The sequence below is a fragment of the Streptomyces sp. QH1-20 genome (assembly GCF_041283565.1).
Classification (GTDB): Bacteria; Actinomycetota; Actinomycetes; order Streptomycetales; family Streptomycetaceae; genus Streptomyces; species Streptomyces syringius.
The window spans coordinates 6,433,513-6,457,441 of sequence record NZ_CP166299.1; the positions used below are offsets into that span (position 1 = coordinate 6,433,513).

At 71.9% G+C, this 23,929-nt stretch carries 24 protein-coding genes and 1 pseudogene; 14 read left to right on the forward strand and 11 right to left on the reverse strand.

Translation table 11 applies throughout. The annotated features are described in order from the left end of the window. Positions 1-8: 8 nt before the first annotated feature. The gene (gene aceB / locus AB8O64_RS28935) at positions 9-1,634 is read right to left on the reverse strand and encodes a malate synthase A (RefSeq protein ID WP_370422278.1); all 1,626 of its coding nucleotides are present in this window, start codon (positions 1,632-1,634) and stop codon (positions 9-11) included. Between the two features lie 216 nt (positions 1,635-1,850). Further along, the gene (locus AB8O64_RS28940; RefSeq protein ID WP_370422280.1) at positions 1,851-2,492 is read right to left on the reverse strand and encodes an NTP transferase domain-containing protein; all 642 of its coding nucleotides are present in this window, start codon (positions 2,490-2,492) and stop codon (positions 1,851-1,853) included. Between the two features lie 186 nt (positions 2,493-2,678). Here AB8O64_RS28940 and AB8O64_RS28945 point away from each other — a divergent pair. Further along, positions 2,679-2,993, forward strand: a pseudogene (locus AB8O64_RS28945) (DUF5955 family protein); the annotation flags it as partial. Positions 2,994-3,342: 349 nt separating this feature from the next. Here AB8O64_RS28945 and AB8O64_RS28950 read toward each other — a convergent pair. Beyond that, positions 3,343-4,128, reverse strand: a complete 786-nt coding sequence (locus tag AB8O64_RS28950) for an IclR family transcriptional regulator (protein ID WP_370422282.1) — start codon at positions 4,126-4,128, stop codon at positions 3,343-3,345. Between the two features lie 256 nt (positions 4,129-4,384). Here AB8O64_RS28950 and allB point away from each other — a divergent pair, with 256 nt between their 5' ends. Both allB and alc read left to right on the forward strand, forming a co-directional pair. Continuing rightward, on the forward strand, positions 4,385-5,728 hold the full coding sequence (allB, locus tag AB8O64_RS28955) for an allantoinase AllB (protein ID WP_370422284.1): 1,344 nt from the start codon (positions 4,385-4,387) through the stop codon (positions 5,726-5,728). Further along, the gene (gene alc / locus AB8O64_RS28960; protein ID WP_370422285.1) at positions 5,725-6,864 is read left to right on the forward strand and encodes an allantoicase; all 1,140 of its coding nucleotides are present in this window, start codon (positions 5,725-5,727) and stop codon (positions 6,862-6,864) included. The genes allB and alc overlap by 4 nt, the downstream gene beginning before the upstream one ends. On the opposite strand, the gene AB8O64_RS28965 is transcribed toward alc, so the two are convergent. From AB8O64_RS28965 to AB8O64_RS28980, 4 genes are all read right to left on the reverse strand, one after another. Next, positions 6,854-7,426, reverse strand: coding sequence for a GNAT family N-acetyltransferase (locus tag AB8O64_RS28965; protein WP_370422287.1), 573 nt, complete (start codon positions 7,424-7,426; stop codon positions 6,854-6,856). The genes alc and AB8O64_RS28965 overlap by 11 nt on opposite strands. 42 nt (positions 7,427-7,468) lie before the next feature. Further along, positions 7,469-8,131 (reverse strand): transcriptional regulator, encoded by a 663-nt coding sequence (locus tag AB8O64_RS28970; RefSeq protein ID WP_370422289.1) that lies wholly within the window; start codon positions 8,129-8,131, stop codon positions 7,469-7,471. Positions 8,132-8,216: 85 nt separating this feature from the next. Next, complete coding sequence (locus AB8O64_RS28975) at positions 8,217-8,414, reverse strand: DUF6126 family protein (protein WP_370422291.1); 198 nt, start codon at positions 8,412-8,414, stop codon at positions 8,217-8,219. Beyond that, positions 8,411-9,079 carry a helix-turn-helix domain-containing protein gene (locus tag AB8O64_RS28980; RefSeq protein ID WP_370422293.1) on the reverse strand — a complete coding sequence of 223 codons (669 nt, stop codon included), beginning with the start codon at positions 9,077-9,079 and terminating at the stop codon, positions 8,411-8,413. The genes AB8O64_RS28975 and AB8O64_RS28980 overlap by 4 nt, the downstream gene beginning before the upstream one ends. A 210-nt stretch (positions 9,080-9,289) precedes the next feature. Here AB8O64_RS28980 and AB8O64_RS28985 point away from each other — a divergent pair, with 210 nt between their 5' ends. Next, on the forward strand, positions 9,290-9,712 hold the full coding sequence (locus AB8O64_RS28985) for a ribonuclease domain-containing protein (protein WP_370422295.1): 423 nt from the start codon (positions 9,290-9,292) through the stop codon (positions 9,710-9,712). A 105-nt stretch (positions 9,713-9,817) separates the two neighbouring features. On the opposite strand, the gene AB8O64_RS28990 is transcribed toward AB8O64_RS28985, so the two are convergent. Then, on the reverse strand, positions 9,818-10,984 hold the full coding sequence (locus AB8O64_RS28990; protein WP_370422297.1) for an FAD-dependent oxidoreductase: 1,167 nt from the start codon (positions 10,982-10,984) through the stop codon (positions 9,818-9,820). A gap of 227 nt (positions 10,985-11,211) precedes the next feature. Here AB8O64_RS28990 and AB8O64_RS28995 point away from each other — a divergent pair, with 227 nt between their 5' ends. The 10 genes from AB8O64_RS28995 to AB8O64_RS29040 all read left to right on the forward strand — a co-directional run bounded on the left by AB8O64_RS28995 (position 11,212) and on the right by AB8O64_RS29040 (position 20,369). After that, positions 11,212-11,817, forward strand: coding sequence for a TetR/AcrR family transcriptional regulator (locus AB8O64_RS28995; protein WP_370422299.1), 606 nt, complete (start codon positions 11,212-11,214; stop codon positions 11,815-11,817). A 166-nt stretch (positions 11,818-11,983) separates the two neighbouring features. Beyond that, complete coding sequence (locus AB8O64_RS29000; RefSeq protein WP_370422301.1) at positions 11,984-12,106, forward strand: hypothetical protein; 123 nt, start codon at positions 11,984-11,986, stop codon at positions 12,104-12,106. 196 nt (positions 12,107-12,302) lie between these two features. Continuing rightward, on the forward strand, positions 12,303-13,031 hold the full coding sequence (locus AB8O64_RS29005; protein ID WP_370422302.1) for a bifunctional 4-hydroxy-2-oxoglutarate aldolase/2-dehydro-3-deoxy-phosphogluconate aldolase: 729 nt from the start codon (positions 12,303-12,305) through the stop codon (positions 13,029-13,031). Between the two features lie 57 nt (positions 13,032-13,088). Beyond that, on the forward strand, positions 13,089-14,288 hold the full coding sequence (locus AB8O64_RS29010) for a cytochrome P450 (RefSeq protein ID WP_370422304.1): 1,200 nt from the start codon (positions 13,089-13,091) through the stop codon (positions 14,286-14,288). A 185-nt stretch (positions 14,289-14,473) separates the two neighbouring features. Continuing rightward, the gene (locus AB8O64_RS29015) at positions 14,474-15,223 is read left to right on the forward strand and encodes a GntR family transcriptional regulator (RefSeq protein ID WP_370422305.1); all 750 of its coding nucleotides are present in this window, start codon (positions 14,474-14,476) and stop codon (positions 15,221-15,223) included. Positions 15,224-15,525: 302 nt separating this feature from the next. Continuing rightward, on the forward strand, positions 15,526-16,506 hold the full coding sequence (locus AB8O64_RS29020) for a sugar ABC transporter substrate-binding protein (protein WP_356453869.1): 981 nt from the start codon (positions 15,526-15,528) through the stop codon (positions 16,504-16,506). Then, positions 16,503-17,555: an ABC transporter permease gene (locus AB8O64_RS29025; RefSeq protein ID WP_370422307.1), complete on the forward strand. Its 1,053-nt coding sequence runs from the start codon at positions 16,503-16,505 to the stop codon at positions 17,553-17,555. The genes AB8O64_RS29020 and AB8O64_RS29025 overlap by 4 nt, the downstream gene beginning before the upstream one ends. Continuing rightward, a complete protein-coding gene (locus tag AB8O64_RS29030; RefSeq protein ID WP_370422309.1) occupies positions 17,552-18,388 on the forward strand; it encodes an ATP-binding cassette domain-containing protein in 837 nt (278 codons plus the stop codon). The genes AB8O64_RS29025 and AB8O64_RS29030 overlap by 4 nt, the downstream gene beginning before the upstream one ends. A 299-nt stretch (positions 18,389-18,687) precedes the next feature. Continuing rightward, a complete protein-coding gene (locus AB8O64_RS29035) occupies positions 18,688-19,806 on the forward strand; it encodes an ROK family glucokinase (RefSeq protein ID WP_356453866.1) in 1,119 nt (372 codons plus the stop codon). Positions 19,807-19,811: 5 nt separating this feature from the next. Beyond that, complete coding sequence (locus tag AB8O64_RS29040; protein ID WP_370424000.1) at positions 19,812-20,369, forward strand: hypothetical protein; 558 nt, start codon at positions 19,812-19,814, stop codon at positions 20,367-20,369. A gap of 137 nt (positions 20,370-20,506) precedes the next feature. Here the strand turns inward: AB8O64_RS29040 and AB8O64_RS29045 are convergent, their stop codons facing one another. The 3 genes from AB8O64_RS29045 to AB8O64_RS29055 all read right to left on the reverse strand — a co-directional run bounded on the left by AB8O64_RS29045 (position 20,507) and on the right by AB8O64_RS29055 (position 23,880). Continuing rightward, positions 20,507-21,499, reverse strand: a complete 993-nt coding sequence (locus AB8O64_RS29045) for a superoxide dismutase (protein ID WP_370422311.1) — start codon at positions 21,497-21,499, stop codon at positions 20,507-20,509. 72 nt (positions 21,500-21,571) lie between these two features. Continuing rightward, positions 21,572-23,014 carry an MmgE/PrpD family protein gene (locus AB8O64_RS29050; RefSeq protein WP_370422313.1) on the reverse strand — a complete coding sequence of 481 codons (1,443 nt, stop codon included), beginning with the start codon at positions 23,012-23,014 and terminating at the stop codon, positions 21,572-21,574. Beyond that, on the reverse strand, positions 23,011-23,880 hold the full coding sequence (locus AB8O64_RS29055) for a cyclase family protein (protein ID WP_370422315.1): 870 nt from the start codon (positions 23,878-23,880) through the stop codon (positions 23,011-23,013). Before AB8O64_RS29055 ends, AB8O64_RS29050 begins: the two co-directional genes overlap by 4 nt. Between the last annotated feature and the right edge of the window lie 49 nt (positions 23,881-23,929).

The following is a 23,929-nucleotide window of genomic DNA, read 5'->3' on the forward strand; positions in this document are numbered from 1 at the left end:
GCGGCGCCCTACCCCAGCAGCTCGTAGGCCGGCAGGGTGAGGAAGTCCGCGTAGTCCTCGTCGAGGGCCACCTTCAGCAGCAGGTCGTGGGCTTCCTCCCAGCGCCCGTCGGCGAAGGCGTCGGGGCCGATCTCGGTGCGGACGGCGGCGAGTTCCTCGGCCGCGACCTCGCGGACCAGCTCGGCGGTGGCCTTGCGGCCGTTGTCGAATACGACACCCGCGTTGATCCACTGCCAGATCTGGGAACGCGAGATCTCGGCGGTGGCCGCGTCCTCCATGAGGTTGAAGATGGCGACGGCGCCCAGGCCGCGCAGCCACGCCTCGATGTAACGGGTGCCCACCTGGACGGCGTTGCGCAGGCCCTCGTAGGTCGGCTTCGCCTCCAGCGAGTCGACGGCGATGAGCTCCCCGGCCTCGACGTGGACGTCCTCGCGCAGCCGGTCCTTCTGGTGCGGCCGCTCGCCGAGGACCGCGTCGAAGGAGGCGCGGGCGACGGGCACGAGGTCGGGGTGGGCGACCCAGGAGCCGTCGAAGCCGTCGTGCGCCTCACGGTCCTTGTCGGCCTTGACCTTCCGGAAGGCGACCTCGTTGACCTCCGGGTCCTTGCGGGAGGGGATGAAGGCCGCCATGCCTCCGATGGCGTGCGCGCCGCGCTTGTGGCACGTACGCACCAGCAGTTCGGTGTACGCGCGCATGAACGGCGCGGTCATCGTCACGGCGTTGCGGTCGGGCAGGACGAACTTCGCCCCGCCGTCACGGAAGTTCTTGACGATGGAGAAGAGGTAGTCCCAGCGCCCGGCGTTCAGCCCCGAGGCGTGCTCGCGCAGCTCGTAGAGGATCTCCTCCATCTCGTAGGCCGCGGTGATCGTCTCGATCAGGACGGTCGCGCGCACGGACCCCTGGGGGATGCCGAGGTGGTCCTGGGCGAAGACGAAGACGTCGTTCCAGAGGCGGGCCTCCAGGTGCGACTCGGTCTTGGGCAGATAGAAGTACGGGCCCTTGCCGAGGTCGATCAGCCGTCGGGCGTTGTGGAAGAAGTAGAGGCCGAAGTCGACCAGGGCGCCGGGGACGGGGCGGCCGTCGACGGTGAGATGGCGCTCGTCGAGGTGCCAGCCGCGCGGGCGCATCACGACGGTCGCGAGCTCGCCGGCCGGCTTCAGGGCGTACGACTTGCCCTGCTCGCTGGTGAAGTCGATGCGGCGCTCGTAGGCGTCGATCAGATTGAGCTGGCCGCCGATGACGTTCTCCCAGGTGGGGGAGGAGGCGTCCTCGAAGTCGGCGAGCCAGACCCGTGCCCCCGAGTTGAGGGCGTTGATGGTCATCTTCCGGTCCGTCGGGCCGGTGATCTCCACCCGGCGGTCGTTCAGCGCGGCAGGGGCGGGCGCGACCCGCCAGTCGGGGTCCTCGCGGACGGCCGCGGTCCCGGGGAGGAAGTCCAGCGTGCCGGTGCGGGCGATCTCGGCGCGGCGCTCGGCGCGGCGGGCGAGCAGCTCGTCCCGGCGGGGGGTGAACCGGCGGTGCAGCGCGGCGATGAAGGCGAGTGCCGCGTCGGTCAGGACCTCGTCCTGGCGAGCCGGGGCACGGTCGGGGTCGGCGACGACGGTGGCCAGCGGGGACGGCGCTGGTGCGGACATGGGCTGTCACTCCTTCAGCGGGCGGACGTCCGGCGGCCGCCGGGGCGCTCGGTCATACGGGTCTGCGGTGACGGCACGCGGTGCCAGTGGAGAATAGTTTCCTCATGGTGGAAGTTCAATGGTCTGTCGGCGTCCTGAGATTTTCCGCCACGTCGCTATCCGGAACCTGAGGGGCCCAGGTGGCGCTGGGTGCCACCTCACCCCCTCGCTCGGCGCTCAGTCGAGCAGCGAGAGATCGTCCGGTGTGTCGATGTCGTCCGGCGCCGCGATGTCACCGCACTCGACGAGCGTGACTGCCGCGGCGTGTTCCCGCAGATACGCGCGCGCCCCCCGGTCACCGGTGGCCGAGCGCACGACGCCCTCCCAGTGCCGTCGCGCGAACAGCACCGGGTGCCCGCGCTCGCCGTCGTACGAGGCGGCCACCAGCCCCGCGCCCGAGCGGTGGGCGGCCAGCACGCGCGCCACCGCGGCCGGTCCGATCCGGGGCTGGTCCACCAGCGTCACCAACGCCGCCGACGCCCCCGTGGCGGCCAGGGCCGCCAGCCCGGTCCGCAGTGACGAGCCCATGCCCGACGCCCAGTCGGGGTTGTCCACCACGACCACGTCCGCCCCCGGCGGCCACGACAGCCCCGCGCGCCCCCGGACCTCCGCGGCCCCCGCCCCCAGCACCACGCACAGCGGTCCGCAGCCGCCCTCGCGCAGCACCCGCGCCGCGTGCTCCACCAACGGACGGCCCCGGTGGGCGAGCAGCGCCTTGGGCCGCCCGCCGAGCCGTCGGCCACCGCCCGCCGCCAGCAGCAATCCGGCGACGGGCACCGGCCCGGCCGTCGTGTCCGTCGCATCTGTCGTCTGTGCCATGGGCCTTGCATACCGGATGCCCACCGGGCGCGTGCCGGAAGTCCCCACCACCGCGGTCCGATGTGCGGTGGACAGCCGTTTGTCACCCGTACGTGAGCACGCGGCCTGAATTTCGCTGTGAGTGTGGCGCTCCGCACGGAAAGTGGCGTTAACTGATCCGCGCGAGCGGGTGGGAGGGGGAGAATCGTGGCGGAAGGCGCCGTTGTGGTGGAAGAGGAGCGAGCGGGCCGAATCGGCGACGACCCGAGGGTGAGCGAGCTGCGTGCCGCGGTGTCCCGGCTGCGCCGGGCGCTCGCCGCGCACCCCGCGCAGTTACCCGACCGGGACGCCGCCGAGGACGAGCTGGCCGCCCTGGACGCCATGGCGCGCGCGGGCGCGCCGGAAGTGCCCCGGCTGCGCCGCTCGCTGCTGCTGGTGGCGGGCGCGGTGGGCTCCGTCAGCGCCCTGGCCCAGGCCCTCGGCGAGGTCCGTGCGGCGGTCGACAGCTTCGGCGAGCAGCCGGGCACGGTGCCCAGACAGGCGCGCGTGGTGCGGGAGCCGAAGGTGGAGACGTCGGCACCGGAACAGCCGTGCGCCGCGGCGGAAGTGCCGCGCCCCCGGGAGGCCCCTGACGGGGTGTGAACGAGCCGCCGGTGCCGCCTGTGCCACTTATGGCGGGTGGCGCCTCTCGCCCGGCCGGCAGGTCTTCGGCCGCGGGCCGTCCTGCCGCCTGCGGCGGTCAGCGCCCTGCGGGCGCGCCCTCAAACGCAGGACGGGCTGGTTGTGCAGCGCGCCGGGTGGGCACTTCCCGGCGGTAACTGGGGGAGATCGAGGCCACCGCTGCGCAGCGGGACGCGCACCCGTCATCGCCTCAAGCGGAAGCCGTCGTGTCGGCGATGGCCACCGACAGTTCGGCCGCGACCTCCTGGAGGACGGGCACGATCCTCTCCACGGAGGCCTCCGTGACCCGGCCCGCCGGGCCCGAGATGGAGACGGCCGCGGCCGTGGGGGAGTCGGGCACCGGGACCGCGAGACAGCGCACCCCGATCTCCTGCTCGTTGTCGTCGACCGCGAAGCCGCTCTCGCGCACCCGGGCCAGGGCCTCCAGGAAGGCCTCGGGCGTCGTGATGGTCTTCTCGGTGGCCGCCGGCATGCCCGTACGGGCGAGCAGCGCGCGCACCTCCTCGTCGCCGGCCTGGGCGAGCAGCGCCTTGCCGACACCCGTGGAGTGCGGCAGCACCCGACGGCCGACCTCGGTGAACATCCGCACCGAGTGCCGCGAGGGCACCTGCGCGACGTAGACGACCTCGTCGCCGTCGAGCAGCGCCATGTTCGCGGTCTCGCCGGTCTCCTCGACGAGCCGGGCGAGGTACGGGCGCGCCCAGGTGCCGAGCAGCCGGGAGGCGCTCTCGCCGAGCCGGATCAGCCGGGGCCCGAGCGCGTAGCGGCGGTTGGGCTGCTGGCGGACGTATCCGCAGGCGACGAGCGTGCGCATCAGCCGGTGGATCGTGGGCAGCGGCAGCCCGCTGCTGGCGGACAGCTCGCTCAGTCCGACCTCGCCACCGGCGTCGGCCATCCGCTCGAGCAGGTCGAAGGCGCGCTCCAGCGACTGGACGCCTCCGGTGGGCGAGGCTTTGGGCTCGGCGGACGAGGGCACGGCGCGGTCCTTCCGGGAGTGGGTGGGAGCAGCCTACCGGCAGGCCCCCGGCCGCACTACGCGTCGTTTTGCGTGACGGAAGGTTTCTTCCGTGCAACGGAAGCCGCTGCGGGGCAGCCGAAGCCGGGTGAACGAGTGACGGGTCTTGACGGGGGTGTGCCGCGAATGAAGACTGCGTCCCACCCAGTTCAACAGAACGTTGAAAAATGCCTGGGGAAAGTCACGCTCGTCCGAGGCCGGGAATCGAGGAGACGCCGTGTCCGAGGTGGAGTTGGTACTGCGCTCGACACGCGTCGTCACGCCGGAGGGCATCCGTGCCGCCTGCGTCGCCGTCGCCGGCGGCCGGATCACGGCCGTCCTGCCCCATCGCGGCGAAACCCCGGCGGGAGCCGACGTCCTGGACCTCGGCGAGGACGCCCTGCTGCCCGGGCTCGTCGACACCCATGTGCATGTGAACGACCCCGGCCGCACCGCATGGGAGGGGTTCGCCACCGCCACCCGGGCCGCCGCCGCCGGAGGCGTCACCACGCTCGTGGACATGCCGCTCAACAGCGTCCCGCCCACCACCACCGTCGCGAACCTGCGGATCAAACAGGACGTGGCACGCCCCGCGGCCCATGTCGACGTCGGCTTCTGGGGCGGCGCGCTGCCCGCCAACGTCACCGATCTACGACCCCTGCACGACGCCGGCGTCCTCGGCTTCAAGGCCTTCCTCTCGCCCTCCGGGGTCGAGGAGTTCCCCCATCTCCGCCGCGCCGACCTGGAGGCCGTGGCCGGTGAGATCGCCGCCTTCGACGGCCTGCTGATCGTGCACGCCGAGGACCCCGCCCACCTGGAGCGCGCCCCCCAGCACGGCGGACCGCGCTACGCCGACTTCCTCGCCTCCCGCCCGCGCGCCGCCGAGAACGACGCGATCGCCGCGCTCGTCGACGTCGCCCGGCGGCTCGACGCCCGGGTGCACATCCTGCACCTGTCGTCGTCCGACGCCCTGCCGATGATCGCCGCCGCCAAGGCCGCGGGCGTAAGGATCACCGTCGAGACCTGCCCGCACTTCCTGACCCTCACCGCCGAGGAAGTGCCGGACGGGGCCACCGAGTTCAAATGCTGCCCGCCCATCCGCGAGGCCGCCAACCAGGACGCCCTCTGGCAGGGCCTCGCCGACGGAACCATCGACTGCGTCGTGTCCGATCACTCGCCCTGCACCACCGACCTCAAGGTCCCCGACTTCGCCAAGGCGTGGGGCGGCATCTCCTCCCTGCAACTCGGCCTGCCCGCACTGTGGACCGAGGCCCGGCGGCGCGGCCACTCGCTCGCCGACGTGGCCCGCTGGACGGCCACCGCACCCGCCGCCCTGGCGGGACTCACGCACAAGGGCGCCATCGAGGCGGGCCGCGACGCCGACTTCGCCGTCCTCGCCCCCGACGACACCTTCACGGTCGACCCGGCCGGACTCCACCACCGCAATCCCACCACCGCCTACGCCGGAAGGACGCTGAGCGGCGTCGTACGGTCGACGTGGCTGCGCGGCCACCGCATCGCCGACCACGGCACGCCCGGCGAACCCACCGGCCGACTTCTGGAGAGGCAGCGCAGCGCATGAGCGGCACCCCCGGGAACACACCCCTCGCTTCTTCCTTCGTCGGTGACGCGCGCCCGTACGCGGGCGGCGACCCCTACGCCGACTACCGCTCGGCCCCCTTCGGCTTCACCCACCTGCCCGACCTCGCCGACCGCCGGCTGGGCGCGGGCGTGCTCGCCGCCAACGACGAGTTCTTCGCCGAGCGCGAGAACCTGCTGAACCCCGAGGCCGCCCTCTTCGACCCCGAGCGCTTCGGCCACAAGGGCAAAATCATGGACGGCTGGGAGACCCGCCGCCGCCGGGGCGCCGGGGCCGACACCCCGCACCCCACGGACGAGGACCACGACTGGGCCCTGATCCGGCTCGGCACGCCCGGCGTCGTCCACGGCATCGTCGTCGACACCGCCCATTTCCGCGGCAACTACCCGCAGGCCGTCAGCGTCGAGGCCGCCTCCGTCACCGGCACGCCCTCCGCCGAGGACCTGCTCGCCCCCGACGTGGAGTGGACCGTCCTCGTCCCGCGCACCCCCGTCGGCGGTCACGCCGCCAACGGCTTCACCGTCCGCGACCCGCGGCGCTTCACCCACCTCCGGCTCAACCAGCACCCCGACGGCGGCATAGCCCGGCTGCGCGTCCACGGCGAAGCCGTCCCCGACCCCGCGTGGCTCGCGGTCCTCGGCACCTTCGACCTCGTCGCCCTGGAGAACGGCGGCCGGGCCGAGGACGCCTCCGACCGCTTCTACTCCCCGCCCGTCCACACCATCCAGCCCGGCCGCTCCCGCAAGATGGACGACGGCTGGGAGACCCGCCGCCGCCGCGACAAGGGCCACGACTGGGTCCGCTACCGCCTCACCGAGCAGTCCGTGCCACGCGCCGTCGAGATCGACACGGGCTGTTACAAGGGCAACGCGGCGGGCTGGGCCGCCCTGTCCGTACTCGACGCCACCACCGGCGCCGACCCCGCCGATCACACCACCGGCTGGACCGAGATCCTGCCCCGCACCCGCCTCCAGCCCGACACGGTCCACCGCTTCCGGTTGGAGAAGGCCCCCACGGCCACGCACCTACGGATCGACATCTACCCCGACGGCGGCATCGCCCGGCTGCGCGTCCACGGATCCCTCACGGAAGAAGGGGCACGCCGCCTCACGTCATGAGCGGACGGCTCATGAACAGGGCCTGCTCGCCCTCCGACGCGGTGCCCGTGTAGAGGGTGAGGTCCACACCGCACAGCGTGAAGCCCATCCGGCGGTACGCCCGCACCGCCGGGGCGTTCACGTTGGAGACCTCCAACCACGCCGTGCGCGCGCCGAGTTCCCGGCCGTGGTCGAGGGCGCGGTCCATCAGATCGCGCCCGACGCCCCGGCCCCGGTGGCCGGGTGCGACCCGCACGTCGGCGATGACGAGGCGGCTGTTCCAGGCGGAGAACTCGGTGGTGATCGCACCGCACAGCGTGCCGTCACCGTCGAGCGCGACGACGACACGGGTGGTGCCGTCGTCCTCGGCTCCGTCGTTCTGCTCGTCGCCTTCCTCGTCGTCGGGGAAGACCTTGCGCAGGGGCGGGTCCACGGGCACCTCGCGCAGCCGGAAGCCGTCGTCCGTGGACGTCACCTCGATGACGGCGTCCGTGGTGAAGGAGTTGTCGAGCCTTGCGGCGGCGTCCAACTCCTCGGCGCGAGCCACCCGGTAGGCGACGGAGGTGTGTTCGATATTCGTCATATCGCCACCGTATAGCGGCCCATGACGCGGTCGCGGGCCGGATCAGGGCCCGGCGAGCGTGTTCCAGAACATCAGCTCGTAGTCCCGCAGCAGGCGGCCGTAGCGATGCGCCAGCCGCTCCGAGACCAGCCCGGCCGCGAGCCCCGCCCGGACGGCCGCCGACGACCGCTCCACGCCCTCCGGCGCGGGCTCGGCGAAGAAGTCGAAGAAGCCGCACGCCGCGTCGTCGAACCCGTAGTGACGACGCAGCGCCTGGCCGACGGTGGCGCAATACCCGCCCCACGCGGCGAAGTTGGCGGTCAGTGCCACGACCACGTCCGCGGGCTCGGCGTGCAGCGCCAGCCAGGCCGTATACGCCGGATACGCCTGGCATCCGGCCAGCGGTTCGTACGCCCGCACCGCCGTCCCGTCCAGCCCGCAGGCACCCGCCAGAGCCCCGAGCCGGTCCAGCGCGACGTCCTCGCCCTGGACCAGGGAGGTGAAGAAGCCGGCCACGGCGGGCTGGGTGCCGGCGGCCCGCTCGGCGAGCCGCTGGAAGCTGCCCCTGTCCCCGGTGATGACGTGGTGCTGCTCCAGCGCGAAGGCGGCGATCGTCTCCCGCGGTGCCCTGCCCGCCTCGATCAGCGGCACGAGCCTGTTCGTCCCGTCGCCTGGCGCCGACCGGCGCACGGCGTCCGCCAGGATGTCCTCAGCCGTACGCGCCATCGCTCCGCCTCCCGGGTGTGGCCGACCGGTACCGACGACCAGGCTCCCAGAAGATCGTGCCGTGGCGGCCCGGCGGCCGCGCGTGTCACTCCGCCCCGGCGAGCCAGAAGATCAGGAAGAAGAACGCGACGATGAAGTGGACGGCCACCAGGTAGATGAAGACCCGGATGGTCATGCCCATCGGGGCCCGGTCCTCCTCGTTCCGCGTGCGTTCACCGGTGCCGCGCGTGCTGTGGGTCGTGACGGCGTCGGTGGTGGCGCGTGTGATGTCGGCGTCGCTCATGGCGTTCCCCTTCGGGTCGGTGCGGCATTGCCGAGGCACAGCTCGGCCACGCCGCTCTGCATCAGCGTGTGCATGAACAGCAGGTCCACCCCGCCGTGCGAGGCGGCGGCGATGCGGTGCGGGGTGAGCGAGTCGAAGTGGGCGGAGTCGCCCGGGCCGAGCAGATGCGCGGTTTCGCCGAGCGTCAGCCGGAGCCGCCCCTTCGTGACGTACAGCCATTCCTCGCCCGCGTGCACCCGCACCAGTTCGTCCTGGCCCCCGACCGCCGGTACGTGCAGCCGGAGCGCCTGCATGGCCCGGCCCGAGCCCCCGGCCCGCCAGTACGTCCAACCACCCGCCTCCTGCGGTTCCATCCGGTCCGCCCGCACGATCGGGTCCCGTTCCGCGGCCACCTCGCCCAGCACGTCGGATACCGTCGTTCCATAGGTGCGGGCCAATGCCAGCAGCATCGGCAGCGACGGCGTCCGGCGGCCGGTCTCCAGCCGCGACAGATGGGCGGGGGAGAGGCCGGTCCGGGCGGCGGCGGCCTCCAGCGTCAGCGCGCTGCGCTTGCGCAGGGCCCGCAGCCGCGGGGCGACGTCGGGCAGTCGGTCGGCGTGGCCGTCCGACGGGGACCCCGCCGCGAGGCCGGGTGGCGCGTCGGGCGGGTCGGGCAACTGGCTCATGGTTCCGGTATAGCCCTCCCTTACCTCAGGGGCAAAAGTTTTGCCTCCCGGGCAAAATCGGGCGCCCTGGCACCTTCCGCGAGGGAGCGGACCGGGACTGAAAGAGCACCTTCCGGATGTCGTGAAAACCGGGAGCATGCCGTGAACACCTGGGAAACAGTTGATCATCAACGTTGACATGACATGTACCCGTCGCGGGATGCTGGCGTCATGACAACCCCCCACCGTTTCGCGCGTACCGCCGCCCTCGCCGTCCTGGCCTCGTCGTTCCTGTTCGGCACCGCCGTCGCCGCCCCGGCCGCGACCGCCGCCCCGACGTACCAGTCGACGGTCGCCGTGAAGGCCGTCGGCACCATCTGTTACTCCGCCCTGCCCTCGCAGGCCCACGACACCCTGCGGCTGATCCAGGCCAACGGCCCCTTCCCGTACCCGAAGGACGGGACCGTCTTCTCCAACCGCGAGGGCGTCCTGCCGAAGCACGACGGCGGCTACTACCACGAGTACACCGTGAAGACCCCCGGCTCCCCGGACCGCGGTGCCCGGCGCATCGTCACCGGGAAGACGGGCGGCCAGGAGGACTACTACACCGGCGATCACTACCGGACCTTCGACCTGGTCGACCACAGCTGCTGAAGACACGGACCCGCGGTGGTCCCGTGAACGACCGGCACGAGAGTCCCGCCACCGGCCACGGTGGCGGGACTCTCCCGCTTCCGGGTGGTGCGTTCCCGGCCGGGCTCAGCCGGTGTGAGCGGGGTGCGGGCCGGCCGGCCAGAGCGGGTCGGGGAAGACGGCGTCGTCGGAGTCGGTGTCGGGCATGAGGGTGGTCAGCATCCGCTGGGCGGTCTTCGCGTGGTCGGTGGCGCGGGGCAGCATGACGCTCTCGTAGGCGTCGAGGGCCTCGTCGATGGTCGGGTGGTCGATGACGGCTCGGGCGAGTTCGGCGCCGTCGAGCAGGGCGAGGTTGGCGCCGACGCCGACGGGCGGCATCAGGTGGGCGGCGTCGCCGAGCAGGGTGATACCGGGGACGCGCTGCCAGGAGTGGGGAACGGGAAGGACGAACATGGGCCGGTTGACGAAACCGCCCTCGTTGTCACGCAGGATGTCCAGCAGGCTCCCGTGCCAGCCCTGGTACTGGGCGAGGAGGCGGACGCGTACGGCTTCGGTGTCCGCGAGGTCGAGGCCGGCGTGCCAGTCCTGCGGGCCGCGGAAGGTGATGTAGGCGCGGACGTGTCCGCCGCTGTTGCGTTGCAGTACCAGGCTGCGGCGGCCCGCCTTGGCCGACATGGTGCCGCGGCCGACCAGGTGGGCGATGCCGGGGTGACGGTGGTCGACGTCGTCGAAGTGGGTTTCCACCAACGTGACACCGGCGTAGGTGGGTTGGGTGTCGGAGAGCGCGGGGCGCACCCGGGACCAGGCGCCATCGGCGCCGATGACCAGGTCGAAGTCGTCGAAGCCCGCGCTGGTGCGGTCGTGGTGGTGCAGGCGGGCGGCGCCGTCGGGTAACGGGGTGACGGCCGTTACGGTGTGGCCCCAGCGGACCGTGCCGGGGGCGAGGGAGTCCAGCAGGAGCGCGCGCAGTTGACCGCGGTCGATCTCGGGCCTGCTCTGATCGTTCCCGTCGGCCCGGTCGTGGCGTATCAGGGTCGCGTGCCGGTCGTACAGACGCCATTCCTGGCTGTCGGGCCGGGACAGGGAGCGGAACCGGTCGAACAAGCCGGCTGCGCGCAGGGCCGTCTGGCCGGTGTCTTCGTGGATGTCGAGACTGCCGCCCTGCGAGCGGCTGTAGGGGTCTGTCTCACGCTCGAAGACCGTGACCGGCATGCCGTGCTGCTGCAGGACGCGTGCGCAGACGAGGCCGCCGGGGCCGGCGCCGGTGATCGCGATGCGAGGGGTGGTGGCCATGAGGGTCGGGCTCCGTTCGCCGCTTGAGGAGAGTGCTGGTGGTGACGCCCTGTTTCGGGCAGGGCGGATCAGTCGTCCCGGTACCGGGACGCGCCCCGGGTTCCGGCAGTCGGCTGTCGGTCGGGCGTCCCACCCACCGAAGCACAGCTGATCCAAAAGTACAACCGCTCCGACTTTGTATCGGATCGCCTTTACGATCGAATTCCCTCAAGGGATAAGGTGGGGCCATGGCCGAGACGACGACAGGACGCCGCGAGCGCAAGAAGGCCCTGACCAGGCAGGCCCTGGCGGATGCCGCGGTGCGGCTGTTCACCGAGCACGGCTTCGACAACGTCGGTGTACGCGAGGTGGCGGAGGCGGCCGACGTCTCGCTGAGCACGCTCTTCAAGCACTTCCCCAGTAAGGAAGCCCTCGTCTTCGACCTCGACGCGGACGTCGAGAGCGCCCTGATCGCCGCCGTTCGCGACCGAGCCCCCGGTCAGCCCGTGCTGCACGCCCTGCGCGACCACATGGTGCACACCCGTACCGTCGTGCGGACCGACGACCCCGTTTTTGTCCTCGTCGAATCAACCCCCGCGCTGCGGGACTACGCCCGGCGCATGTGGTCGCGTCACGAGAAGACACTGGCCGCCGCCCTCGCCGAGGCCACCGGGCTCACCCCGGAGGACCCCGCCGTCACCGGCCTGGCACGCTTCGCCCTGGAAGCCCCGAGCATCGCCCGGGCAAGCGAGGACCCGGCCCGGACCATGTGCGACTTGTTCACCCTGCTGGAACGCGGCTGGGCCACCACCCCCCTGGCGCGACAGGACGACTGCCCCGGTCGGGACGGGTGACCTCGACCGGACGCCACATCAGCTTCCTGGATGACGTACGCGCTTGACCGCCGACGGGTGGGGCCGCCAGTCGCGTCGGGCCGCGTTGTCGGAGGCGGCACTCGGGGCCCGATTGTCAGCGCCTGCCGATAACGTTTTGATAGGGACGACGTTCGGGGAGGCGCTCGTGGCATCGGTGAGGAAGGACCTGGAAGCGATCACTCGCGCGGTCGTGCTCATACCCGCCCGGGCCGCCGTCTCCCCCGCAGGGGACGGGCGTTCGGGCGCACCGGCCGCCGACGGCCGCTGACGCTCGCCCCGCCGTCGACGGGCCTCGCCAAGCCCGGAGAGGCTCGGCGATCCGTAAGAACGCCCCCGCGAACCCCCCTCGTTGGACCCGACCGGCCGCACCCGGGTCCGGTCAGCCCGCTCGGGCCCGCTCGGACCCCGTACCTCGCCCCATCGCAACGACACCGTACGCACATCGAGAAGGGCGGCGAACTGCCGTGTACCGCTGGGAGATCACCGGAGCCGCGCTGGCGCAGCGCGTCCTCGCCGTCGTCCGCGGCGACAGCTACGACCAGGCCACGGCCACGGCCGGCACGCTGCTCTCCGCCGGAATCACCAGCCTGGAGATATCGCTGGCCACGCCGTTCGCCCTGGAGGTCGTCACCACCCTGGCCCGCGAGGTCGGCGACGAGGCCCTCATCGGGGCGGGCGGTGTGCTGGACGCCCCCTCCGCGCGGATGGCGGTCGAGGCCGGCGCCCGCTTCCTCGTCTCGCCCAGCCTCGACGCCGAGGTCATCCGCACCGGCCACCGCTACGGCGTCCCCGTCTTCCCCGGCGTCTCCACCCCCACCGAGATCGTCCGGGCCCTGGAGCTGGGTGCCGACGCCCTCAAGCTGTTCCCCGCCTCCGCCCACCACCCGGGCTGGATCGAGGACATCCGGGCCGCCCTGCCGCAGTCGGCGCTGCTGCCCACCGGCGGCATCACCATCGACAGCGCCCCCGAGTGGATCGCCGCCGGGGCCGTCGCCTGTGCCATGGGCTCGGTGCTCTCCGAAGGCGACCGGGACACCGTCGCCAAGCGCGCCGCCGACCTCCTGGCGCGTCTCGCCGACGCGGCCGACCCCGACGCCGACCGCGAACACCCCGTCACCCCCGACCCCTTCGACCCCGGCGACACCTTCGACGCCGGCCCCGACACCCGGTCGGAGGACGCCTACGGACGATGATCCGAGGAGGGACCGCCCGTTAATGTGAGGACCCGGTCAACCGAGGAGGGTCCACCCATGGGTACAGGTACGGGCGACATAGTCGATCTGGCGGGGATGGGCGGGGAGTTCGCCCGCGATCCGTACCGGGTCTACGCGGAGCTGCGCGCGTTAGGGCCGGTGCACCGGGTGCGGATGCCGGAGGGCGCGGACGCCTGGCTCGTCGTCGGCCACGACGAGGTACGCGCCATGCTCAACGACCCCCGGCTGTCCAAGGAGATGCGGCACGCCTCCGAGGGCTTCTCCCTGCCGTTCGTCGCCGCGGGCCCGCACATGCTGAACCTCGACCCGCCGCACCACACCCGGCTGCGCAAGCTCGTCACCAAGGAGTTCACCCCGCGGCGGGTCCAGGCGATGGCCCCACGGGTGCAGGAGATGACCGACGAGCTGATCGACGCGATGCTCGCGGCCCCGGACCGCCGCGCCGACCTGGTCGACGCGCTCTCCTTCCCGCTCCCCATGGGCGTCATCTGTGAACTGCTCGGCGTGCCCTCCCTCGACCGGGAGGCCTTCCGCGGCTGGTCGAACACCGTGGTCGGCTCCGCGCCGCCGCAGGAGAAGCGCGAGGCGGCGGCGGCCGTCGCGGCCTACCTCGCCGAGCTGGTCGCGGCCAAGCGCCAGGACCCCGGCGAGGACCTGATGAGCGCGCTGATCCGCACCACGGACGAGGACGGCGACCGGCTCTCCCCCGAGGAACTCCTCGGCATGGCCTGGATACTGCTCGTCGCCGGCCACGAGACGACCGTCAACCTCATCTCCAACGGTGTCCTCGCGCTGCTCACCCACCCCGACCAGCTGGCGGACCTGCGGGCCGACTTCGGGCTGCTGGACAACGCCGTCGAGGAGATGCTGCGCTACGACGGGCCGGTCGAGACGCCCACGTTCCGCTTCGCCGTCGAGCCCATGGACATCGGTGGCACCCTCATCCCCGCCGGGGAACTCGTCCTCCCCGTCCTCGCCGACGCCGACCGCGACCCCGCCCGGTACCCGGAGCCGGACCGCTTCGACATCCGCCGCGACGTACGCGGCCATGTCGCTTTCGGACACGGCATCCACTACTGCCTGGGGGCACCGCTGGCCCGCCTGGAGGCCAAGATCGCCGTCCGGACCCTGCTGGAGCGCTGCCCGGACCTCGCGCTGGACGCCCACCCCGCCACGCTGACCTGGCGTGAAGGCCTCCTCATCCGCGGCCCGCACCGACTGCCCGTCAGCTTCTGACCCCCTTTCCGGCCTCCAGGGGCCCCGCCTCCGGCGCGGGCCCCGGACAGCGCCGGGCCGTCACGGTAGGTCATCGCGGGGGAGGCCGATCCGTCATGATCACTCTGCGTACCGGCTCTCCCGCATGTCCGGACAACCGGATCTCCGGACTATCCGTCATCCGGTCCTACGGCTACGCTCCCTCCGTGGCGAAGCAGCAACCTCTCCAGTTCACCCTCGACCGCGGCAGCCCGGTCCCGCTCTATTTCCAGCTGTCCCAGCAGCTCGAAGCCGCGATCGAGCAGGGCGGGCTGGCGCCCGGCAGCCTCCTCGGCAATGAGATCGAGCTGGCCGCGCGGCTCGGGCTGTCCCGGCCCACCGTCCGGCAGGCGATCCAGTCGCTCGTCGACAAGGGCCTGCTCGTGCGCCGCCGTGGCGTGGGCACCCAGGTCGTGCACAGCCAGGTCAAGCGACCGCTGGAGCTGAGCAGCCTCTACGACGACCTCGAGACCGCGGGCCAGAAGCCCGCCACCCGGGTGCTGCGCAACACCGTCGAGCCCGCCACCGCCTGGGTCGCCGCCGCGCTCGGGGTCGCCGAGGGTGCCGACGTGGTGTACATCGAGCGGCTGCGGCTCGCGCACGGCGAACCCATGGCCCATCTGCGCAACCACCTCCCCGTCGGGCTGCTCGACCTCGGCGGTGACGTACTGGAGGGGACCGGGCTCTACCGGCTGATGCGCTCGGCCGGCATCACGCTGCACAGCGCCCGGCAGACCGTCGGTGCCCGTGCCGCGACCGCCGAGGAGGGTGAGCGGCTCGCCGAGCCGACCGGGGCACCGCTGCTGACGATGGAGCGGACCACCTTCGACGACACGGGTCGCGCAGTGGAATTCGGCTCACATCTCTACCGCGCCTCGCGCTACGCCTTCGACTTCCAGCTTCTGGTCCGTCCCTGATCTTTGCTCGCGTCTCTACCCCCCTCGTCGGCCGTAAAAGCGGAGGTCATCACTCCGCGGCGGGGTCAGTTCGTAAGAATGTTCTGACAAAGTCTTGACGTGGTGTGTCGCCCGCCACTAGAACTCCTGCCACACGGAAAGAGCCCCGCGGAGGACTCCGGTGAAGCCCCGGCGGTCAGCGGTGACGGATGGTGACGGATACTTGGGCGGTTGGGCCCGCGGGATCGGGGTCCGGCCGCACCGTGACAGACAGTGAGAAGGGGCAAGTCCTCGTGGCAAGGGTTCGGACAGGCGTACGTGCGGTGAGCGCCGTGCTGGCAGCGGTGCTCGGCGCCACCTTGGCGGGGTGCAGCGCTACGGGCGGCAAGCGCGCGGAGGAGCGGGCCGCCAAGGGCGCCCAGGGGCGCGCCGCGGTCGACACGCCCCGCTGGACCTTCGCGATGGTCACCCACTCGGGTGATGGCGACACGTTCTGGGACATCGTCCAGAACGGTGCCAAGCAGGCGGCGGTCAAGGACAACATCAAGTTCCTCTACTCCCACGACGTGGAGGGGAACAAGCAGGCCCAGAACGTCCAGGCCATGATCGACCAGAAGGTCGACGGCTTGATCGTCACCCTCGCCAAGCCCGACGCCCTCAAGGACGTCATCGCCAAGGCGAAGAAGGCCGGCATCCCGGTGATCACGGTGAACTCGGGCTCCGAGAAGTCCAAGGAGTTCGGCGCGCTCACCCACATCGGCCAGGACGAGGTGATCGCGGGCGAGGCCGTCGGCGAGCAGCTCAACGAGCGCGGCAAGAAGAAGGCCGTCTGCGTCCTGCACGAGCAGGGCAACGTCGGCCACGAGCAGCGCTGCGACGGCGTGAAGAAGACCTTCAAGGGCGATCTGCAGAACCTCTACGTCGAGGGCACCAACATGCCCAACGTGCAGTCGTCCATCGAGGCGAAGCTCCAGTCCGACAAGGACATCGACGCGGTCGTCACCCTCGGCGCCCCCTTCGCGCCGACCGCCGTCAAGGCCGCCGAGCAGGCCGGCAGCAAGGCCGAGGTCGCCACCTTCGACCTCAACGCCAAGGTCGCCGACGCCCTGCAGTCCGGCAAGCTCGGCTTCGCCGTCGACCAGGACCCCTACCTCCAGGGCTACGAGGCCGTCGATCTGCTCTGGCTCTACCGCTACAACCGCGACATGCTCGGCGGCGGCCGCCCGGTCCTGACCGGCCCGCAGATCATCACCAAGGACGACGCCAAGACGCTCGCCGAGTACACCAAGCGGGGTACGCGATGAGCGCGCCCGCGACCGCGCCCGTCCAGGAGGCGCCCGACGAGCGGCTGGCACACCGCTCCCACCTGCGCCGGCTGCTCGGCCGCCCCGAGCTCGGCGCGGTCGTCGGCGCGGTGGCCGTCTTCGTCTTCTTCTCGACCGTCGCCGACAGCTTCCTCCAGGCGTCCAGCCTGTCGACGGTGCTGTACGCGTCCTCGACCATCGGCATCATGGCCGTCCCGGTGGCGCTGCTGATGATCGGCGGCGAGTTCGACCTGTCGGCCGGTGTGATGGTGACCAGCGCCGCGCTGGTCTCCTCGATGTTCAGCTACCAGATGACGGCCAATGTCTGGGTCGGCGCCGGAATCTCGCTGCTCACGATGCTGGCCATCGGCTTCTTCAACGGCTTCGTGCTCACCCGCACCAAGCTGCCCAGCTTCATCATCACGCTGGCCACCTTCCTGATGCTGACCGGCTTGAACCTGGGCTTCACCAAGCTCATCAGCGGCACCGTCTCCACCAAGACCATCGGTGACATGGAGGGCTTCGACTCCGCCCGCGCGGTCTTCGCCTCGCATCTGACGATCGGCGGCGTCGACCTCCAGGTCACCATCCTCTGGTGGCTCGGCCTGGTGGCCCTGGCCACCTGGGTGCTGCTGCGCACCCGCGTCGGCAACTGGATCTTCGCGGTCGGCGGCAACGCCGACGCCGCCCGGGCTGTCGGCGTGCCCGTCAAGAGCACCAAGATCGGCCTGTACATGGCCGTCGCCTTCTGCGCCTGGGTCTCCGGCCAGCACCTGCTGATGTCCTACGACGTGGTGCAGTCCGGCGAGGGCGTCGGCAATGAGCTGCTCTACATCATCGCGGCCGTCATCGGCGGCTGTCTGATGACCGGCGGCTACGGCTCGGCCATCGGCTCCGCGGTCGGCGCGTTCATCTTCGGCATGACCAGCAAGGGCATCGTCTACGCGCAGTGGGACCCGGACTGGTTCAAGTTCTTCCTGGGCGCGATGCTGCTGCTGGCGACGCTGCTGAACGCGTGGGTCCGTAAGCGGGCGGAGGCGACGAAGTGAGCGACACACGGAACGCGCTGGTGGAGCTGACGGACGTCAGCAAGTTCTACGGGAACATCCGTGCCCTCGAAGGGGTCTCCCTGGAGGTGCACCCGGGTGAGATCACCTGTGTGCTCGGCGACAACGGCGCCGGCAAGTCCACCCTCATCAAGATCATCGCGGGGCTGCACCAGCACGACGCCGGCACCTTCGAGATCGAGGGCGAGGAGACCCGCCTCGGCTCGCCCCGCGAGGCCCTGGACCGCGGTATCGCCACGGTCTACCAGGACCTCGCGGTCGTGCCCCTGATGCCCGTCTGGCGGAACTTCTTCCTCGGCTCCGAGCCGACGAAGGGCGTCGGCCCCTTCAAGCGCCTCGACGCCGCGCGGATGCGCGAGACCACCCGCGCCGAGCTGCTGCGCATGGGCATCGACCTGCGCGACGTCGACCAGCCCATCGGCACGCTCTCCGGCGGCGAGCGGCAGTGCGTGGCCATCGCCCGCGCCGTCTACTTCGGCGCCAAGGTCCTCGTCCTCGACGAGCCGACGGCGGCGCTCGGTGTCAAGCAGTCCGGCGTGGTCCTCAAGTACGTGGCGGCGGCCCGGGACGCGGGCCTCGGCGTGGTCCTGATCACCCACAACCCGCACCACGCGTATCTCGTCGGCGACCGCTTCGTGCTGCTCAAGCGCGGCGCGATGGCCGGCAGCCACGCCAAGTCCGAGATCGCCCTCGACGAGCTCACCCGCCAGATGGCGGGCGGTAGCGAGCTCGACCAGCTCAGCCACGAGCTGGAGCGGGCCCCGGGCCCGGACGTGATCGGCGGCAAGCCGGTCGCCGCCGGCGAGGACGGCTGACGAAGGCCGGTCCCGTACGGGTGCGCCCGCACGGGCGGGAGCGGAGCGGCCCGCTCCGGGCGGGCCCCCGCCACGCCGCCACGCTGCCCACGGGCCACCCCGCGTGACGGTGGCCCCGACGCACGCGATGCGGTACGGGACGCTCCCGTGAGGCACAATCGGCGACGACGGGCTGCCCCGTCACCCACCCGTACGCCAGAGGCGCACACCCGCCTCTCCGAGACCCCGCAGGGACGACGACTCGTGCGAGCACGCCCCCGTACACCCGCCGGAGGCCACGCCGTGGCGGAGGTGCGGCGATGAGCATGTACCGCGACCTCCACCGGGGTACGGCGAGAGCGACCGTGCTCCGCACGGTGGGCACCCGCGAGCGGCGCTCGCACCTGACGGCGCCCCGCGTCCCCACGGTCGGCATCGACATCGGCGGCACCAAGGTGATGGCGGGCGTCGTCGACGCCGACGGCAACATCCTGGAGAAGATCCGCACCGAGACGCCGGACAAGTCCAAGAGCCCCAAGGTCGTCGAGGACACCATCACCGAGCTGGTGCTGGACCTCTCCGACCGGCACGACGTGCACGCCGTGGGCATCGGCGCCGCCGGCTGGGTGGACGCCGACCGCAACCGCGTCCTGTTCGCCCCGCACCTGTCCTGGCGCAACGAACCGCTGCGCGACCGCCTCGCGGGCCGGCTCGCCGTCCCCGTCATGGTCGACAACGACGCCAACACCGCCGCCTGGGCCGAGTGGCGCTTCGGCGCCGGCCGGGGCGAGGACCACCTCGTGATGATCACCCTCGGTACCGGCATCGGCGGGGCGATCCTGGAGGACGGCCAGGTCAAGCGCGGCAAGTACGGGGTCGCGGGCGAGTTCGGCCATATGCAGGTCGTCCCCGGCGGCCACCGCTGCCCCTGCGGCAACCGCGGCTGCTGGGAGCAGTACAGCTCCGGCAACGCCCTCGTCCGCGAGGCCCGTGAGCTGGCCGCCGCCGAGTCCCCCGTCGCGTACGGCATCATCGACCGCGTCGGCGGCAACATCCACGAGATCACCGGCCCGCTCATCACCGAGCTGGCCCGCTCCGGCGACGCCATGTGCGTGGAGCTGCTCCAGGACATCGGCCAGTGGCTCGGCGTGGGCATCGCCAATCTCGCCGCCGCCCTCGACCCGTCCTGCTTCGTCATCGGCGGTGGCGTCAGCGCCGCCGACGACCTGCTGATCGGCCCCGCCCGGGACGCCTTCCGCCGCCACCTCACCGGCCGCGGCTACCGCCCCGAGGCCCGGATCGTCAAGGCGCAGCTCGGCCCCGAGGCCGGCATGGTCGGCGCCGCCGACCTGGCCCGGCTCGTCGCCCGTCGCTTCCGTCGCGCCAACCGGCGCCGCGTCGAGCGCTACGAGCGGTACGCCCAGGCGGGCCGCGGGTGATCACGATGGACCCCGAGCGCACGGCGGCCGAGCCGGAGGAGCCGGGCCGGCCCCGCCCCCGGCACCGCTGGATCAAGCCCGTCATCGTCTTCCTGCTCATCGCCATCCCGGCCGGCTATCTCTACATCTCCGCGATGCAGAGCCGCGGCGGCAACGGCGACAAGCAGGAGCAGGCCCGCGTCACCGGGCTGGAGGAGGGCTGGCCGTCCCGGCTGCAGCGCCGGATCTACGGCGTGTGGATCCCGCCCTACTCCGAGAACGTCGCCCACTTCGAGACCAACGCCTGGAAATCCAGCTCGCTGTACCTCCAGTTCACCACCTCGCGCGAGGGCTTCGAGACCTTCCTCACGAGGGTCGGCTCCAGCCCCGACGCCCTCAAGGACGGCGAGGTCACCATCGACGAGGACGACGCGGCCGAGGTCGACTGGAAGTTCGGCGACGGCCACCGCTGGACGGGCACGGTCCACGAGCGGGACGAGCCCCAGCCGACGCTGTCGATCACGGCGAACCTGGACGATCCGGAGCGGCCCAAGGTCTACGTCGTCTCGACGACGACGCCCTGAGCCGCCCCCAGGGCCACAATGCGCGTGCCGATGCTTTCGGCTGTCTCGCGCGCCTGAGACGCGGAAACCCCGCCGGTGCTCCGGCGGGGTTTCCGCGCATGGCGCGTTACGACGGCGGCGCGGTCCCTGAGGGCGGATCAGAGCCCGTCGACCTCGGCGATCGTGAAGGGGGCAGGGGTTCCGGCGCCGAAGGGGCCTCCCTTGTCATATTGGGAGCGGGCGACGAGCAGACGGTCGCCGGAGCGGATGACGGATGTCGGGATCTGCAGCTCGGGGCTGCTGAAGGTGGCGTCCTGGGTGACCGATCGGGCGGCGGGCGAGACGGTCAGGCGCACCAGCGTGTTCGTGCGGTTGAGGGCGACCCAGAGTTTGCCGTCCCGGTAGTGGAGTCCGTCGGCGTTGGGCAGCGAGATGCCGGGGACCGCCGTGACGGCGCCGGTGTCGGTGGCGATGCGGTATACGGCACCGGTGGTGGTGTTGGCGGTCAGGAGGGCACCGCCGTCTACGTACACGATGCCGTTGAGGTTGATGCCGGCGTGCTGGGTGTAGTCGGCGGGGGTGCCGGTGAGGTCGCGCCAGGTGTCGAGCGGCGCGTCGGTGCCCTGGGCGGCGGTGAGCTGCTGTGGGGTGACCCTGTAGACGGCGGGGTTGAAGGAGTCGGTGAGGTAAGCGGTGCCGTCGGGGCCGAACGCGAGGTCGTTGACGCCGCCGGAGCTGAAGGGGATGTGGAAGCGGGCCAGTCGTACGCCGGTGGTGTCGTCGTACACCGTGACCGAGCGGTCTGTGCCTCCGGAGACCCACAGTCGGCCGGACTTGTCGGCCTTGACTCCGGCCGCGTGGGTTCTGTCGTCCGCGCCGGACGGGAGGAAGACGGATGCCTGCGTCCCGCCGGCCGGTACGCGCAGGACGGAGCCGTCGCCGTAGCCGGAGACGAACAGGTCGCCGGTCGTGGGGTCTTGTGTGAGGCTCTCCGGGTAGATCCGGAAACCGGGCAAGGTGTCCGCGGTCCGCACGGTGGGTGCGGCGAGGGCGGCCCCGGTGGCGAGGACGGTGGCGCACAAGGCGGCCGCGCCGCCGACGGTGAGTCGGTTCAGACGCGTGCGAAAGCGGGTTCCGGCGCTGGGTGCCATGGAGGGTAGGGCCTTTCGTGACTTTCAGTGGCTCTGACGAATGGTGTGAACCGTGATGCTGACTGCTGCTGCTCACTCCATGGCGGGCTCCGGCACGCACAGCGTCAGGACGTGCCCGGGGCTTCCGCCGTCCGGCAGGGCGCGTACGGCACGCAGTACGGCGTCGACACGCTGCGGCGAGAGTGCGGTACCGGCCGACAGTCGAAATTTGCGTTCCTTCTCCTCGGCGGTCAGCGGTACGTCCGGGCCGCCCTTGCTGGTCTCGACGCGGATCTCGTGTTCTTGTCCGTCATGGGTGCGCACCCGCAGGACGGCCGGTAGCCGGGTGGGGAACAGGCGGTCGAGGCCGGGGTCGGGTACGCAGCGGATCACGCCGGCGAGGGCGCGGCGGGCGGGGTCGTGGGCGGCGGCGTCGGTGAAGTCGTCGAACCAGACGCCGAGTCCTCCGCCGCCCAGGAGGGCGGTGGCGACGGTGAAGGGGCCGGAGAAGGCTGCCGCGTAGCCGGTGGCGGGGGCGGCCTTGGCGGCCGCGGGCTCGCCGATCGTACGGTGCATCGCCGTGGGGACGCGTAGTTCGCCGTGAATGACGTCAGCGCCGCGGACACCTTCGGCTCGCAGGCGCAGTGCGGCGTCGATGCCCGGGTGGGTGAAGTGGTTGCAGGGGTAGGGCTTGACGATGATCTCGCTGGTCTCCCAGCGTTCGCCGAGGTCGGCGAGGACGGCTTCGGGGCGGGCCCGGTCTCCGCACCATGCTTGGAAGAATCCGAACCGGCCTTCCAGGACGGTCGGCGGTCCGGTGATTCCGGCCTGGGCCAACTGGGCGGCGGCCACGCCCGCTTGGGCCGCCCAGCCGCAGTGCATCCGTTTGACGGTGCCGCCGGTGCGGTTGGCTTCCAGCAGGCCGGCGCCGGTGCTCGCGGCGATTCCGAGGGCCGCGGCGATGGTGTCCTCGTCCGCGCCGAGGAGCATGGCGGCCGCGACGGCCGCGCCCAGGGTGCCGCAGATGGAGGTGGCGTGCTGGCCGCGCTCGAAGAACAGCGAGTTGCCGAGGTCCGGGTCGTAGCCGGCGATGCCGAGCCGGATGCACACCTCGGTGCCCACGGTGACGGCGTCGAGAAGGCGCGGCCCGGAGGCACCGGTGGCCTCGGCGACGGCGAGGGCGGCCGGGATCACGGAGGCGCTGGGGTGCAGGACCGACAGCATGTGGGAGTCGTCGAAGTCCATGGCGTGTGCCAGGGTTCCGTTGACCAGGGCGGCCGACGGCGCGGCGAGCGCCTGCGCCGAACCGATGACGTGTGCCGGGCCGGTGCTGCCCCAGTCACGGGCGACGGCCAGTACGGCCTGCGGGGCGCTCTCGTCGCGGGCGAGGAGACTGTTGCCCAGGCAGTCGAGGATCCGTTCGGCGGCTTCGGTCCGCAGGCGTGCCGACAGGCCCCGGTCGCGGGCCTCGGCTGCGAAGGCGGCGAGCCGGCGGACCAGGGGCGCGGCGGCTTTGCCGGTCCGTGTCGTAGTCATCCCTGCTCCTGGTGGCCGGAGTCGGCGGTGGTGAGGACCGCGAGCGGCCGGACCGGGGAGCCGGTACCGCCGGTGATCTTCAGGGGGCTGAGGACGAACAGGAACTCGGTCGCGCCCGCTGCCGCGAGCGTCTCCAGATTCATGTGCTCGATGAGGTGGACACCACGGTCCACGAGCAGTGTGCGGTGCACGGGCAGCACCGCGTGCCCCTGGCCGGCGGGGATCTGCTCGACGGCGGTGGTGTCGGCGCCGATGGCGCGTACCCCGCGGTCGGCGAGCCAGCCGGCGGCGGATTCAGTGAGGCCGGGCACACCGGTCGTGTGGCCGATGTACGCCTCCGCGTCGCTCCACCGCCGCGCCCATCCGGTGCGTACCAGGCACACGTCCTGTTCGCCGGGTACGGCGCCCGCGCGGGCGGCCGCGTGTTCCAGGTCGTCGGCGGTGACGCCGTAACCCGCTTCGAGGATGTCGGTGCCGTGCGCGGCGGCGACGTCGAGGAGGACACCGCGACAGACCATGGGCGGCACGGTGTCGATGCCGTGGACGGAGAAGCGCCCGCCCTGCTGGGCCTCGGCGGCGTCGTGGCCGCCGAACAGTCGGCCGTGGTGGGAGGCGTGGGAGAGCGCGTCGATGTGTGTGCCCACGTGGCCACCGGTGACGATGAGTTCGTTGGCGGCCGAGCTGCCGTCCGGCCGGGTCCCGTCGCCGTGGCGGCGCAGCAGCGCCATGCGGAAGCCCGGGTGGTTGGGGGAGCACGGCATGCCGTTCTCCAGGGGCTGGGCCAGGTCGTGGACGACCGTTCCGGCGGCGATGGCCGCGAGCAGGGGGTCGGCGGCTGTCGTCCGGGGCGGTGGGGTGTCGGTCATCGGTTGTTGCCTTTCACGAACTGACTGAGCAAGTCGGGAGCGGATACAA